Source organism: Stenotrophomonas sp. BIO128-Bstrain, from assembly GCF_030128875.1.
GTDB classification, from domain to species: Bacteria; Pseudomonadota; Gammaproteobacteria; order Xanthomonadales; family Xanthomonadaceae; genus Stenotrophomonas; species Stenotrophomonas bentonitica_A.
In genome coordinates this window covers 3,239,017-3,253,170 of the sequence record NZ_CP124620.1, presented here as the reverse complement: position 1 = coordinate 3,253,170, position 14,154 = coordinate 3,239,017, and the positions used below count along the sequence as shown (strand labels likewise).

The following is a 14,154-nucleotide window of genomic DNA, read 5'->3' as shown; positions in this document are numbered from 1 at the left end:
CGGCCTCATCGAATGACGTTTTCCATGCAGAAGCGCCCTCTCCATCACCGCACACAGCGTCCTTTCATCAGCCGTCCGCTGGGAGCGGCCATCGCCCTTGCCATGGCGATGACGCTCAGCAGCTACGCCCATGCTGAGGCCGGCGAGCCACTCCAGTTCAGCGAAGGGTTCCTGATCGGCGGCAAGTCCATCGACATGCAGCGGTATGCACAGGGCAACCCGATGGAGCCGGGCCTCTATCCGCTGGACGTGGTGGTGAATGGCCAGTTCCTGGAGAACCGCGACATCCGCTTTGTCGAAGCCCCCGCACCGGTGGGCGCCACGCCATGCCTGCCCGTGGCCCTGTTGCGTCGATTGAATCTGAAAGACAGCTACCTGGCGGATCTGGAGCAGGACGACGATGCCTGCATTGCATTGGCTGCGCTGGTGGAGGGCGCAACGGTGGAGTACGACGCGGGCAACCTGCAGTTGCTGGTGAACGTGCCGCAGGCCGCACAGGCGCGCAATGCGCGCGGCTACGTGGCACCGGACCAGCGCGACCATGGCGTCACCGCGGCGTTCTTCGACTACAACATCAACCACAACCGTGCGCAGGGCCAGAACGCCACGTACCTGGGCTTGAACACGGGCGTGAACCTCGGCGCCTGGCGCCTGCGCCATCGTTCCTCCTTCAGCCAGAGCAGCTACGGCTCGCGCCACGACGTCATCAGCAGCTACCTGCAGCGCGACCTGCCGGCGTGGAACAGCCAGCTGCTGCTGGGGCAGGGCAACACGGGCGGCGAGCTGTTCGAGTCGCTCTCGTTCACCGGCGTGCGCGTGGCCAGCGATGAACGCATGCTGCCTGATTCGCTGCGCGGCTTCGCGCCGGTGGTGCAGGGCATCGCCGAAGGCAACGCGATGGTGACCATCCGCCAGAACGGCAACATCATCCATGAAGTCAGCGTGGCCCCCGGCCCGTTCTCCATTGAAGACCTGTACCCGACCAACTTCGGCGGCGACCTCGATGTCACCGTCACCGAAGCCGACGGTCGCCAGCAGACGTTCACGGTGAACTTCTCCGCCGTGCCGCAGGCCCTGCGACCGGGGGCCAGTCGCTTCAGTGCCACGGCCGGTGAACTGCGCGATGCCCGTGGCGTGCGCGAATCGCTGCGCTTTGCCGAAGGTACCTATGCGCGTGGCATCAGCAACCACTTCACCGCCCTGGGCGGCATGCAGGTGGCAGGGGATTTCCAGTCTGCACTGTTCGGTGGGGCCATCAACACGCCGCTGGGCGCGTTCGGTGCCGACGTCACCCACTCGCGCGCACGCCTGGCCAATGGCGAGCAGATCACCGGCAACAGCTTCCGGCTGAACTACCAGCGCTACGTTGCGGCCACCGGCACCAACTTCGGCCTGGCCGCGCACCGCTACAGTACCCGCGGCTACCTCTCGCTCAATGACTTCGCGCAGGCGCGTGCGGATGATTGGGGCTACAGCAGCCGCGCCCGGCAGCGCTTCCAGGTGAATTTCTCCCAGCGCATGGGCGAGCGCAGCACGCTGTCGCTCAGTGGTGGCCACGTCCGCTACTGGGATGGCACTGCAACACAGAACGACCTGCAGCTGCGCTTCCAGAGCACGCTCGGCCGCGCCAACTACAGCCTCTCGGCAATGCGCTACCGGCAGGGTGATGGCCGCCAGGACACCCGCTACTCGGCCACCTTCAGCATTCCGCTTGGCAAGGCGCCCAGCGCACCCCGCCTGAGCACGCAGCTGGCACAGTCGGCCCGCGGCGAGCAGGCACAGCTGGGCGTGAGCGGCACGCTGGGTGCAGACCAGCAGCTGAACTACAACGTGTCCGCCAACGCTGCCAGCGAGGGAGCGAGCGGCGCCAGCGCCTATGCCTCCTACCGCGGTGGGCATGGCACCGTCACCGCCGGCTACAGCCGTTCGGGTGACTACAACGCTTTCAACGCCAGTGCGGCCGGCAGTGTGGTGCTGCATCGCGATGGCATCAACTTTGGTGCGCCGGTGGGCGATGGCTTCGCCCTGATCCAGGCCGACGGTGCGCAGGGCGCGCGCATCGGTTATGGCAGCGATGTGCGCATCGGCCGCAACGGCTACGCGCTGCTGCCGCATGTCAGCCCCTACCGCTGGAACCAGATCGAGCTGGATCCGTCCGGCCTGTCGATGGACGTGGAGCTGCTGCGGACCTCGCAGCGGGTGGCACCGACCGCAGGCAGCATCGTGCGCGTGGCCTTCAACGCCACGCGGGAGCGCACGCTGTTCATCGATGCCACCGATGCGCTGGGCCAACCACTGCCGTTTGCCGCGCGCATCGAAGATGAGACCGGCCGCAGCTATGGCGCGGTGGGCCAGGGCGGTGTGATCCAGTTGCGCGGCGCCCCGGAACAGGGCGGGTTGATCGTCGACCCCGATGGCGCGCAGCGATGCCGCCTCGAATACACCACCCCCGCTGCACCGGATGCCTACGGGCTGTCCTGGAGCCAGGCGGTGTGCACGCCCTTGCCGCCGCCCAGCCCCGGGTTGCAGGCCGCCTTGACTGCGGTCGATGCCACCTCGCTCTGAATCCTTTCCCTTACGTCACTTGCAGGAGTTTTCCATGAAGCTGTTCAACCGCATCGCCCTTTCTACCGCTCTGCTGGCCGCTGCGCCGGTGGCCCTGGCCGACAGCGCCACCCTCACCATCACCGGGCGCGTGCTGCCCGGCACCTGCACGCTCAATGACGCGCTGATCGACCTGGACCCGGTGAAGGCCAGCGACCTCACCCCCGGCGCGGACAGCCAGATCAAGGCCGGCGCCCTGGAGTTCACTGGCTGCGTGGGCGTGAACAAGGCCGTGCTCTCGTTCGCCGGCACGGCCGCCGATGGCGATGCCGAGCGCTGGAAGAACACCGCCACCACCGATGAGGCCAGCGGTGTGTCGATCTCGCTGCTGGCCGGCACCACCGGCAACACCTACCTGAAGGATGGCGACACCGGCATCGATGTGCCGGTGACCGGCGCCACCGCGCGCTACGACCTGCGCGCGGCGTACCACGTGCCCACCGGTGCGGTGCTGCGCGCCGGTGACGTGTCCACCGAGATTGTGGTTACCGCTGACTACGAGTGAGTTCTCTCACCCCCAAGCGAACTGGAGACAGCTGATGAGGTTCATCGACAAGCAGAAAGCAATATCCCGCCGTAGCCATTGGTGGCAGGCCCGCGCCATCGCGCTGCTGGCGGCACTGGGCATGGCCGGCGCAGCACAGGCCTGCGTGGAGGAATGGCACCCAACACGCGCCGAGCACAAGGTCATCGATACCTATCCGACCGATCGCGAGCGCTATATGGGCCAGTTGGCCTGGGCGTTCGAGTTCGTAGGGTGCGTGCAGCATGACGCCTTCGACGTGGACGTGAGGCTTGAGATGCCCGGAATGACGTACGTGGGCGAGATCACCTTCGACGGAATGACCTATCCCGCGTTTGAGGCGAATTCCGAAGCGCCATTGATGATCTTTCTGTTCCAGCGGGTTGTTGGATTCCCAGAGTTGCCGATGCGGCCGGGAGTTACTTACCCTTACCGGGTCGATGCCATGTCGCCCAACCCCACTTACATCGCGACCTTCAACTTTCGTCCCCAGTACTTCTCACGTGGTGGACGCATGCGTTCCTACGCCAACACCGGTCGGGTGGTCTGGAATGTCGCCAGGTTCCCACACCTGGATGGTGAGCTAACCCTGGATCACAGTTTCACCTTCCCTGCAGTCACCTGCCCCCTGCAGGACAGGGCCGAAACCCTGCAGGACGTGCAGACGGCGGAGCTTGCCGTCCCCGGTTCCACCGCGAAAGAGAAGCTGGTCGCGATACGCATGGACTGCGGCGTGGATCCGCCGCGTGCGCGCATGACCCTCAGTGACGCCGGCGATGCGGGCAACACCGGCAGCCAGCTGACCCCCACCGCCGATTCCGATGCCGAAGGCGTGCGCGTGCAGTTGCTGCGCGGTGGCGCCGAAGTGCAGTTCGGCCAGACCTGGGATTTCGATCCGGGCGTGGGTGGCGTGCACGATCACCAGTTCACCGCGCGCTACATCCGCACCAACGATGCGCTGGTACCCGGAACCATCAAGGGCGAGGCCGTGCTGAACGTTGATTACTGGTGACGTTGAAGTGGCTGCACTGCGTCCCCCCTGCACCTGCGCCGGGCAGCTGGGCGTTCGCGTAGCGCGGTAGTGGGCGCTGCCCAGGCGCACTGCGGCCCCTTGCCTCGCGAGGTCGCTGCCATACCGCTAGCGAGATTACAACTAATTGGATGGTGGGTGCGCAACGCGACATCCACCATGCCGCTCCCGACAAAAAGAGACCCCCACATGCGACCCCATCACATTCACTACTCAGCGCTGGCCATGGCCCTCGCCGTCGCGCTTGCCGCTGCAATTCCTGTCCGCGCACACGCACAGCAGGTCATCGCCGACGGTGATGAACAAACCCCTGCAGCGGGTGATTACAGCGCAGCCGGCGTGGGCAATCATGCCTTCCATGCGCTCAACGGCGGCAGCATCGTGCCGCTGGGTGCGGTCAACGTGAGCGCCAGCGGCGGTGGCGCATCCGCCGCCCGTGCCGAAGGAACTGGCAGCCGTATTGAACTGAACGGCTCGACCTTGGTCACCACTGGCTTTGGTGCCACCACGGCGCTGGCGACGACCGGCGGTGAACTGCATCTGACGGCGACCGACGTCATCAACAAAGGCACAGGCATGGGCGTTGTGGCGCATACCGGCAGCCAGGCCACGCTGCAGGATGTAAACATCCGCATGGAGGGTGTGTCGTCGGTCGGCCTTGCCGGTGGCGGTGACATCACCATGACCGGTGGCTCGATCTCGGCGATGGGGCTGGGTAGCCGCGCGGTGTCGGCCACCGGTGCGAACATGGTGTTGTCCGATGTGGCGATCGAAGGTGAATCGGGTATCTGGCTGCAGGACAACAACCAGCTTGAACTTGCAGGAAGCACGGTGAGTGCCAAGGGCATCGCGCTGGACATCAATGGTCGCGGCAACACGGTCATCGTGGCCGACTCCACACTGCACAGCACCGGCAACGGGGTTGGAACCGTGGTCATGTTTGCCGATTCGACACTGGCGATGTCAGGCAGTGCGATCATCAGCGAGGGAGATCGTGCGGTCGGCATCGATGTGCGAGCCGGCACCGCGGATCTGGAACGCGTGGATGTGACCACATCCGGCGAGAGCAGTCATGGGCTGTATGCCGACTTCACCGCCTTCGGCGCGAGGGCGACCATCAACGCACGCGCTGCCCAGGTCCACACCTCTGGTACCGGTGCGATTGGCGCGGTGGCGCGCCAGGGCGGCAGCCTCCACCTGCAGGACAGTGTCATCCTCACTGAAGGACAGCAGGCGCACGGCGTACTGACCGGTGGCGGCGGTGGGATGACATTGACCAACACGCACGTCCGCACCGAAGGCGAAGGCGCGTGGGCCGCGGTGATCAACGACAGCGGCAGTCTGGGCATCGACGGTGGTTCGCTGGCAAGCGCGCAGCATGGCGGCGTGTGGGTGCGCAGCAGCCGTGATGCAGGGCTGACCCTGGCCAACGGTGCATACGTATCGGGTGGCAACGGCATTGCCATCGCGCTGGATGCAGCAGTGGCCGGGCGTTTCGACGTGGTGTTGGATGGTCACTCGCAGATGGTGGGCGACATCGTCATCACGCCCGAGGACGAGGACGCCGGCCTGGTGCCGCAGTCCGATGTGCACGTGCGCCTGGCTGACGGATCGCTGTGGCAGGGGTCTTCCGACCTGGTGCAGACGATGGCGATCGAAAGCGGCAGCCAGTGGACGCTGACCAGCGACGCCACGGTGGGTGAACTGCAGGTGCTCAACAGTGGCGTGGCGTTGTCCGACGGCAGTGGTCGATTCAACACGCTCACCGTGGACGGTGATCTGCACAGCGAGGACGCGACGTTCCTGTTCCAGGGGGCCTTGGGCGGTGACGACAGCGCCTTTGATCGCCTGCATGTGCGTGGCGATACCTCGGGAGACGCGAGGATCGCGGTGAAGAACATTGGTGGTGTCGGCGGCCAGACGACCGACGGCATCCAGCTGATCGAGGTGGACGGCGCATCGCTGGCGACCTATGCGCTGGCCGGGCGTGCAGTGGGTGGTTCCCATGAGTACTTCCTGTTCCAGGGCGGGCTTGCCGATCCTTCCGATGGCAACTGGTACCTGCGCTCGCAGTGGTTCGATGTCTGCAAGGACGATCCGGGTGCGCCGGGCTGCGCGGTCGATCCTGGCCCGGGGCCGGGGCCTGACCCGGGTGAAGGCGGCGAAGAAGGTGAGGGCGGCGAAGAAGGCGAAGGTGGCGACACCCCGGTGATACCGCCGCCGGTGCTGCGCCCGGAGGCAGGTGCCTACCTGGCCAATCAGTCGGCCGCCATCAACATGTTTGCCCATCGCCTGAACGACCGTATTGGCGCGGTGTCGCTACAGGACGGTCCCACGGCATGGGCACGCGTGGGCCGCCAACAGGCGGATTTCAGCGCGGTCGGCGGTCAGCTGTCGGTGGATGGCAATACGTCGGTACTGCAGATTGGCAGCGACGTGTTGCGTCGGGGTAACGCGGCCTTTGGCGTGATGCTAGGCAGCGGCCGCACCGACAGCACGGTAGTGTCCGGGCTGACCGGCTACAGCGCCAAGGGGCGTGTGCGCGGCAATGCGATGGGGGTGTACGGCACCTGGATGCGGGATGCCGATGGCACGCAGGGTGCCTACGTCGATGCAAACCTGCAGTACGGCCGTTTCGACAACCGGGTGCAGGGCATCGGCCTGGAGCCGGAGCACTATGATTCGCGGGTGGCCAGTGCCTCGCTGGAGACCGGCTACACTTTCAATGTGTGGCAGGACGCCGCCAGTGCGCTGTATGTGCAGCCGCAGTTGCAGCTGACGTATGCAGACTACCGCGCCGACCGCCATGTGGAGAGCAACGGTACAGTGATCGACCGTGCCGAAGCCGGTGGCCTGAGCGGGCGTTTGGGCGCGCGCGTGTTCGGCCATGGCACCGCAGCCGGCAACATCGTGCAGCCGTACCTGGGCGTCAACTGGCTGCGTGGCAGTGGTACCAGCACGCTGCAGTTCAACGGTGACACGCTGGGCGCGGAGGTACCGCGCAACCGCTACGAGGTGCAGGCCGGTGCCGAGTTGAAGCTGGGCCAGCGCTGGGGCGCATGGGGTGGCATGACCGTGCAGCGCGGCGACCACGGCTACCGCAACGTGGGTGGCCAGGTGGGTCTGCGCATGGCCTGGTAAGCAGTGTGGGTGGGGTCGGATCCCAGTGCTTGGCAGTGGGATCCGACGCCGGGCAATCGGTAGCGCCGGGCCATGCCCGGCGGATCGTTAAGCCGGCGGCAGCACCTTGCCCGGGTTGAGGATGCCATCCGGGTCCAGCGCGGCCTTGATCGCGCGCATCGCCGCCAGCGTTTCCGCGGTGAACGCCTTGGCCATGAAGTCGCGCTTGGCCAGGCCGATGCCATGCTCGCCCGACAGCGTGCCGCCCAACGCCAGCGTCAGTTCGAAGATCTTCGGCAGCGCGGCATGCGCGCGTGCGTTCTCGTCGGCGTCGTCGGGGTGGTAGAGGATGTTGACGTGCAGGTTGCCGTTGCCGGCATGACCGAAGGTGACGATGGTCAGCGTGTACTCGTGCGCTAGTGCCTGCACGCCGGCCACCAGCTCCGGAATGCGCGATACCGGCACCACCACGTCTTCGTTGATCTTGCCCGGGGCGATGCTGCGCAGCGCGGGCGACAGCGCCTTGCGTGCAGCCCACAGTTTTTCGCGCGCGGCCCCTTCCATGGCCACGTCCAGCGCGATCATGCCGTCACCCTCGGCAGCAGCAGCCAGCGCCTGCAGCAGATAGGGCAGGGTGTCGTGGTCGCCATCGGCCTCGACCAGCAGCATCGCACCGGCCTCTGGCACGTCGGCGCCATTGAGCCGCAGCAGTTCAAGGCTGCGCGCGTCCATGAATTCCAAGCGCGTGGGAACGACCGGCTGCGACATCAGGCGTGACACGGCAGCGGCGGCCGCGTCGGCATCGCGGTACAGCACACGCAGCCCGGCTTGGCTGACCGGCAACGGGGTCAGCTTCAGCGTGGCTTCCACGATCAGCGCCAGCGTGCCTTCGCTGCCGACCAGAAGATGAGTCAGGTCGTAGCCGGTGGCGTCCTTGGTGTAGGCGCCACCGCAGCGGATCACGTCGCCGGCACCGGTCACCGCCACCAGGCCCAGCACGTTGTCGCGGCTGGTGCCGTACTTCACCGCGCGCGGACCACCGGCATTGCACGCCAAGTTGCCGCCGATGCTGCAGATCTCGGCGCTGGAAGGATCCGGTGCCCAGAACAGGCCGTGCGGTGCCAGTGCCTGCTGCAGCGTTCCGTTGAGCACGCCCGGCTGCACCACCGCGCAGCGGTCACCGGCGCGGATCTCGACGATGCGGTCCATGCGGGTGAACGACAGCACGATGCTGCCGGGCAACGGCACCGCAGCGCCGGTGGTGCCGGTACCCGCGCCGCGCGCGACCAGGGCCACGCCATGCACGCGGCAGGCACGCACCAGCGCCTGCACCTGTTCGATGTCTGACGGCAGTGCCACCGCAGCCGGGCGCTGGTGCCGCCAGGAGTTGTCCTGCGCATGTGCGTCCAGTGCGCTGTCATCGGTGCGCCAGCCGTCCTCGCCAAGCAGGGCATGCAGGGTGGCAGCGAACGCAGCGGGCAGGGCGGTGGTCATCATCGGGTCCGGGTATCGGCTGGGGCACATCGGCGCGGCGCACCACGACGGCGGTGGAATGAGGCGTGGGTAACGCTCGCCGGCATCAGCAGTCTTCCAGCCGGAACGCGTCGCGCAGCCAGTTCAGCTGCGGCGGCTCGCCACTGGCTTCAACCACGTCGAAGCGGCAGGGCTGCTCGGCCAGCCAGGGATGCGATTGCAGGAACAACTGCGCGGCGATCACCAGCTTGCGTCGCTTGCGCAGGTCCACCGAGGCCGCGCCGCCGCCAAAGCGGGCATTGGCGCGGTAGCGCACTTCCACGAACACGACGACATCGCCGTCGCGCATGATCAGGTCGATTTCACCGCGGCGATAACGCGCGTTGGTGGTGACCGGGCGCAGCCCGGCCTCACGGAGATGGTGCTGCGCGGCGGCTTCCACCGCCGCGCCACGTAGCGCGCGCCCTGTCGGCACGCCGATCAGTTGCTGCTGGCGATCGGCATCGGCCGGCCGCCGCTGAAGGTCGACCATGCCGGTACCCGCAGCACGTTGCCGTTGCTGTCCAGGAACAGGGTGCCGGTGGCGCCGGCCAGGCCGCCTTCGGTGGCGACCTTGTCCAGGTAGGCGCTGATCTTCCAGGCGTCGAAACCAAACGCGAACAGCCGACCGGAGGCGCCACGTGCCGAGGGCAGGATCTGCCCGGCGGTGGATGCGGCTGGCAGGCCGGGCACGCCGCGCACGTTCCAGGCTTCGTTCGGGTAGACGATGCCGTCCAGCGCCATGTCTTCTTCGGGCTTGCCGGCGCCGACGGTGAGCTGGGAGGTGCCGACGCGGGTGGCGCCGCCCGCACCGGCCAGTGCGAGTTGCGGCGTCAGCGCACGCGCCTGCGGTGCCTTGACCGCCAGCAGCACGCCGTCGATGGCACCGGCGGCACGCACCTGCGCGCCGATATCACCGACGGTGTCGCTGACGCCGATCGTCGCCACCACCTGGCCACCACGCTGCGCGAAGCGCTCGCGGAAGGCGGCAGCCGCACGGCGGCCGTTGTCATCGTTGCTGTGGATCACCAGCACCTTGCTGCGTTCGCGGCCGCGAAGATACTCGGCGGCGATGATGCCGTCGTCTTCCGGGGCCAGCGAGAAACCGGCGCTGCCGGCCGGCGGGGTGTCCTTGCCGCGGTTCAGCGCCAGCACCGGCACCGGAAGCTCGCGGCGGCCGAACACGGCATCCACTTCGTCGCGGCCGAGCGGGCCGACGATGAAATCGGCGCCGGCGGTCACGGCCTTGTCGTAGGCCGCCACGGCCCCGGCCGCGGTGCCGGCGGTATCGATGAACTGGATGTCCGGGCGGCGGCGGGTTTCACCGTAGTAACCGCTGAGCAGGCCATCGCGGACCGGCTGCGCGGCGGTGGCCAGGCGGCCGCTGAGCGGCAGCAGCACGGCCATCTTCACCGGCGGGCGGTAGCCATCGCTCATGGCCGGCGGGCGCTTGCTGGTATCGAACTGCGAGGCGGCTTCGCGATCGAACGGACGCGGCAGAGGCAGGCCGCGGGCGATCAGCGCACGGCCGGCGAAGTTGTACAGCGGCTCATTGGCCGGCAGGGCGGCGGCGCGGGCGCGCAGGGTGGCATCGTCCAGCGTGCCGAGCAGCCCGGCGATGGCCTGCTGGTTGTCGCTGCGCGCCTTGCCGGTCAGTGCGGCGTGCGCACGGGCGCGCTCAAGCGCGGCACCGAGGTTGTCACCCGTGGCCTGCAGCGCGTTGGCGCGGGCCAGCTGCCAGCGCGTGCGCAGCGAGGGGGTGACCGCATCGGCCGAATCCTTCAGCGCGGCCAGCGCCTGCGCCGGCTGCTTGTCGGCCAGCGCCAGTTCGGCGGTGGACAGCTGGTAGCGCTGCAGGCTGGCGCCGCTGAGCTGGCGCGCGGTGACCTGGGCCAGCAGGGTGCGGGCACGGGTGGCATCGCCGGCTTCGTGCCAGGCAAAGGCGGCATCGGCCAAGGCAGCGCTGCGGGCACTGCCGCGCAGGGTGTTGGCCAGCGCTTCCAGCTGGAGCGCCGCATCGCGCGGCTTGCCCTGCTCGATCAAGGCCAGGGCCTGGCTCTGGGCCGGCGATTCCGGCGCGCTGGTGAAGCTGGTCGTGGCGCAGCCGGCAAGCAGCATCAGCGACAACGAAAGGGCGGAGATCCTTACGACGGGCTTGTTCATGATCAGGTCCATTCGATGGGGGCAGCGGCCGTGGCCGGGGAACGGTACGATTCTACCCTTGACCACGGAAGAGCCGCTGATGAGTGCTGTCCCCACGCTGTATGTCGTTGCCACCCCGATCGGCAACCTCGCCGATCTGGCCCCGCGGGCACAGGACGTGCTGCGTTCGGTGGCCGCGATCTGCGCCGAGGACACCCGCCGCAGCGGCCAGCTGCTGGCCCACTTCGGCATCCAGCAGCCACTGGTGGCGCTGCACGATCACAATGAGGAAGCGCTGTCGCAGCGGATCGTGGCGCGCCTGCTGGCCGGTGAGTCGCTGGCGCTGGTCAGCGACGCCGGCACCCCGCTGGTGAGCGATCCGGGCTACCGCCTGGTCCGCGCCGCGCGCGAAGCCGGGATCAAGGTCAGCCCGGTGCCCGGCGCCTGCGCCGCGATTGCCGCACTGAGCGTGGCCGGGCTGCCCAGCGACCGCTTCACCTTCGAAGGGTTCCTGCCGGCCAAGGCCTCCGGCCGCCGCGAGCGCCTCAACGCGCTGGCCGGTGAGACCCGCACCCTGGTGTTCTACGAATCCTCGCACCGGATCACCGAATCGCTGGCGGACATGATGGCTGCGTTCGGGCCCGAGCGGCCCGCGGTGCTGGCGCGCGAACTGACCAAGCTGTTCGAAACCGTGCTGGACGGCGACCTGGCCTCGCTGCTGCAGCAGGTCGAGGCGGATGACAACCAGCGCAAGGGCGAGTTCGTGGTGATGGTGCAGGGCGCGGCCGACGATGAGGAGGCTCAGTTGGCCGCCGGCCGCCGCATGTACGCCAAGCTCAGCGAACACCTCCCGCCGTCCACCGCAGCCAAGCTCGCCGCCGAACTCACCGGTGCCCCCAGAAAAGCCCTGTACGGCGGTTGATCGGCCGGTCGCGCCACCCCACGGGTGGCTGCACGCGGTGCCAAAGAAGGTAGAGCCACCCCATGGGTGGCTGCACGCGGTGCCAAAGAAGGTAGAGCCACCCCATGGGTGGCTGCACGCGGTGCCAAAGAAGGTAGAGCCACCCCATGGGTGGCTGCACGCGGTGCCAGAACGTGAGGCAGCCACCCATGGGGTGGCTCTACCGCGCGGGCAGATTGAATGCCGGCCCACGCCAACCGTCTGGATGCACAGCCCCCTTTAGTAAAGGGGGGCGCGGCGACAGCCGCGGGGAATGGGGCGCTGGTGGCCCGGGGCCCCAGGTTTGCGCTGCAAACCTTGGGGCTTTTTCGTCATGACGAAAAAAGCGGCGGAGCCGGCCGATAAGCCGGGTTTTGTCGTGGACAGTCATTCTTCTAGGCGCTGCGTCACCGCAGCGCTCAAGCAACCTACCCGGACCCGACGCGGGCCACGCCATTAGGTCCCTATTTGGTCTTGCTCCAGGTGGGGTTTGCCGTGCCGGTCTGTTACCAGACTCGCGGTGCGCTCTTACCGCACCATTTCACCCTTACCGGCTTCCCGAAGGAAACGTAGGCGGTATCTTTCTGTTGCACTTTCCGTCGGCTCGCGCCGCCCAGGCGTTACCTGGCACCTTGCCCTGTGGAGCCCGGACTTTCCTCGGCATCCGCAAGGGATGACGCGACTGTCTGGCCGACTCCGCCGCGCGCATTGTCCCACATTCACGTCACCTCGGCGCAGACAGCCGCGTGGTCGTCAGCCGGGTCTCGCCGATGCAGTCACACTCCGCATCGAACCGGCGCTCGGCGATGAAGCCGTGGCCATTGGCGCCCAGCGCGATGATCGTGCTGGCGCGGGTGCCGTACTCGGGGCTGCGGATGAAGGCGGAGGACAGCCAGCGCTCGCGCGCCAGGCCGATGCCGGTGTCGGGCAGGGCGCTGTCGTCGGCGCGGGTCTCATCGCGCAGGGCGTCCCACAGCGGGGTCAGGTCCTCGCTGCCGGCGTCCACCCACGCGCGCAGCGCTGCGTTCAATGTCACGGTTTTCGGCCACGGCGCGTCCAGCGGCCCGTTGGACACGCCATGGATGCCCGGGGCCAGCGGTTGGCGGTGCAGGGGATGGTTGCCCAGGAACTGGCAGCTGTCGCGGTCGGCCAGCACCAGGTTGAAGGGGGCGAATTCCACCGCGCGCGCGGCGAGCTGGTCGGCGAAGACGGCGGCCGGCGCGTCGTCGCGCAGGTAGCCGGCCACCAGGGCGCCGCGCGAGGGGCCGGTCTGCCGGGCCAGCGGGTCGCGGACGTTGGTCACCACCGCCATCCGGCCCTGCCCGCCGATCCCGGCCCAGGTCCCGCCCGAGCGCAGGTCGCGGCCGGCGGCCACGGCCTCATCCGGCGGAGACCAGCGCGCCAGCGCGGCGGTGGGCCGCGCGTGGAATTCATCGCGGTTGCCGGCCATCACCAGCTGCCAGAGGGGGTGTGTTTTCCATGCGAGGGCGAGCAGACACATGCCTCACATTGTGCCGGTTCTGCGCAGCGGCGAGACGATGCCGACCGCGTCAGGACTGAATACGCGGCGATGTTTCACGCGGTCTCCACAGGCCTGAACTTCGGCGAAATCTCAAAAAATGAGACGAAACAGCAACTTTTGGATAAGCCTTGAACAAGTCTCTAAACATTGCTGCAAGCCCTTGATGTTCAAAGTGATTTCCCCTTCGCAAAGTTGTTGACAACCCAATCGGCACTGCTAAGGTGGGCATCAGAGGGGAAACCGGGTTTTTTGTGGTTTTTCGTGGTTCAATGTTTCACCAGGCGAAGGAAAGGTGAAAACGTCGTGTTTCAAGGCGAGACGGCCATCACTGTTGACGACAAAGGGCGCATGGCGGTTCCGACCGCGCATCGCGACCTTGTCGCGCGTGTGAGCAACAACCGTCTGGTCCTGACCTACAACCCGTTCGAGTCCGGCTGCCTCTGGCTGTACGCCGAACAGGAATGGGAACGCGTCCGTGATGACGTCATGTCCAAGCCCAACACACAGCGCGTCGTGCGCCTCCTGCAACAGAAGCTGGTCGGTTCGGCCGCGCATCTGGAGCTGGACGGCAACGGCCGCATCAGTATTCCCGCCAGCCACCGTGGTGCCGTTGGCATTGAAAAGAAGGCGGTGCTGCTCGGTATGGGCGACAAATTCGAATTGTGGAGCGAGCAGGCTCATCGCGCGTTGATCCAGCAGACGTTGTCTGACGAGGATCTCGGCGATGGGTTGCTCGACCTGAAGTTGTGAGCCGGGGTGCC

At 67.3% G+C, this 14,154-nt stretch carries 10 protein-coding genes and 1 other RNA gene; 6 read left to right on the top strand and 5 right to left on the bottom strand.

The genetic code is table 11. The annotated features are described in order from the left end of the window. Positions 1-108 precede the first annotated feature (108 nt). The 4 genes from POS15_RS14940 (at position 109) to POS15_RS14925 (ending at position 7,298) form a co-directional block, all read left to right on the top strand. Positions 109-2,565 (top strand): fimbria/pilus outer membrane usher protein, encoded by a 2,457-nt coding sequence (locus POS15_RS14940; RefSeq protein ID WP_284129656.1) that lies wholly within the window; start codon positions 109-111, stop codon positions 2,563-2,565. Positions 2,566-2,599: 34 nt separating this feature from the next. Beyond that, positions 2,600-3,109 (top strand): fimbrial protein, encoded by a 510-nt coding sequence (locus POS15_RS14935; RefSeq protein WP_284128368.1) that lies wholly within the window; start codon positions 2,600-2,602, stop codon positions 3,107-3,109. A gap of 34 nt (positions 3,110-3,143) precedes the next feature. Continuing rightward, complete coding sequence (locus POS15_RS14930) at positions 3,144-4,139, top strand: fimbrial protein (protein WP_019182501.1); 996 nt, start codon at positions 3,144-3,146, stop codon at positions 4,137-4,139. A 207-nt stretch (positions 4,140-4,346) separates the two neighbouring features. Then, positions 4,347-7,298 carry an autotransporter outer membrane beta-barrel domain-containing protein gene (locus POS15_RS14925; protein ID WP_284128367.1) on the top strand — a complete coding sequence of 984 codons (2,952 nt, stop codon included), beginning with the start codon at positions 4,347-4,349 and terminating at the stop codon, positions 7,296-7,298. Positions 7,299-7,385: 87 nt separating this feature from the next. Here the strand turns inward: POS15_RS14925 and POS15_RS14920 are convergent, their stop codons facing one another. From POS15_RS14920 to POS15_RS14910, 3 genes are all read right to left on the bottom strand, one after another. Beyond that, positions 7,386-8,771, bottom strand: a complete 1,386-nt coding sequence (locus POS15_RS14920; RefSeq protein ID WP_019182499.1) for an FAD-linked oxidase C-terminal domain-containing protein — start codon at positions 8,769-8,771, stop codon at positions 7,386-7,388. An 85-nt stretch (positions 8,772-8,856) separates the two neighbouring features. Continuing rightward, entirely contained in the window at positions 8,857-9,225 is a 369-nt protein-coding gene (locus POS15_RS14915) for a YraN family protein (RefSeq protein ID WP_026069665.1), read from the bottom strand. 5 nt (positions 9,226-9,230) lie between these two features. Then, a complete protein-coding gene (locus POS15_RS14910; RefSeq protein WP_037552989.1) occupies positions 9,231-10,952 on the bottom strand; it encodes a penicillin-binding protein activator in 1,722 nt (573 codons plus the stop codon). Positions 10,953-11,031: 79 nt separating this feature from the next. Here POS15_RS14910 and rsmI point away from each other — a divergent pair, with 79 nt between their 5' ends. After that, complete coding sequence (rsmI, locus tag POS15_RS14905) at positions 11,032-11,853, top strand: 16S rRNA (cytidine(1402)-2'-O)-methyltransferase (protein WP_019182496.1); 822 nt, start codon at positions 11,032-11,034, stop codon at positions 11,851-11,853. Positions 11,854-12,218: 365 nt separating this feature from the next. Here rsmI and rnpB read toward each other — a convergent pair. Both rnpB and POS15_RS14895 read right to left on the bottom strand, forming a co-directional pair. After that, positions 12,219-12,569: RNase P RNA component class A (rnpB, locus tag POS15_RS14900), an RNA gene on the bottom strand. A 26-nt stretch (positions 12,570-12,595) separates the two neighbouring features. Beyond that, entirely contained in the window at positions 12,596-13,372 is a 777-nt protein-coding gene (locus POS15_RS14895; protein ID WP_019182495.1) for an NRDE family protein, read from the bottom strand. A 324-nt stretch (positions 13,373-13,696) separates the two neighbouring features. Here POS15_RS14895 and mraZ point away from each other — a divergent pair, with 324 nt between their 5' ends. After that, a complete protein-coding gene (gene mraZ / locus POS15_RS14890; RefSeq protein WP_019182494.1) occupies positions 13,697-14,143 on the top strand; it encodes a division/cell wall cluster transcriptional repressor MraZ in 447 nt (148 codons plus the stop codon). The last annotated feature ends 11 nt before the right edge of the window (positions 14,144-14,154 follow it).

Excerpts from the sequence above, each read along its gene's own strand:
- POS15_RS14910 (WP_037552989.1), bottom strand. The coding sequence starts at position 10,952 with ATGAACAAGCCCGTCGTAAGGATCTCCGCCCTTTCGTTGTCGCTGATG.
- POS15_RS14930 (WP_019182501.1), top strand. The coding sequence starts at position 3,144 with ATGAGGTTCATCGACAAGCAGAAAGCAATATCCCGCCGTAGCCATTGG.
- POS15_RS14925 (WP_284128367.1), top strand. The coding sequence starts at position 4,347 with ATGCGACCCCATCACATTCACTACTCAGCGCTGGCCATGGCCCTCGCC.
- POS15_RS14935 (WP_284128368.1), top strand. The coding sequence starts at position 2,600 with ATGAAGCTGTTCAACCGCATCGCCCTTTCTACCGCTCTGCTGGCCGCT.
- POS15_RS14895 (WP_019182495.1), bottom strand. The coding sequence starts at position 13,372 with ATGTGTCTGCTCGCCCTCGCATGGAAAACACACCCCCTCTGGCAGCTG.
- POS15_RS14920 (WP_019182499.1), bottom strand. The coding sequence starts at position 8,771 with ATGACCACCGCCCTGCCCGCTGCGTTCGCTGCCACCCTGCATGCCCTG.
- rsmI (WP_019182496.1), top strand. The coding sequence starts at position 11,032 with ATGAGTGCTGTCCCCACGCTGTATGTCGTTGCCACCCCGATCGGCAAC.
- POS15_RS14940 (WP_284129656.1), top strand. The coding sequence starts at position 109 with ATGACGCTCAGCAGCTACGCCCATGCTGAGGCCGGCGAGCCACTCCAG.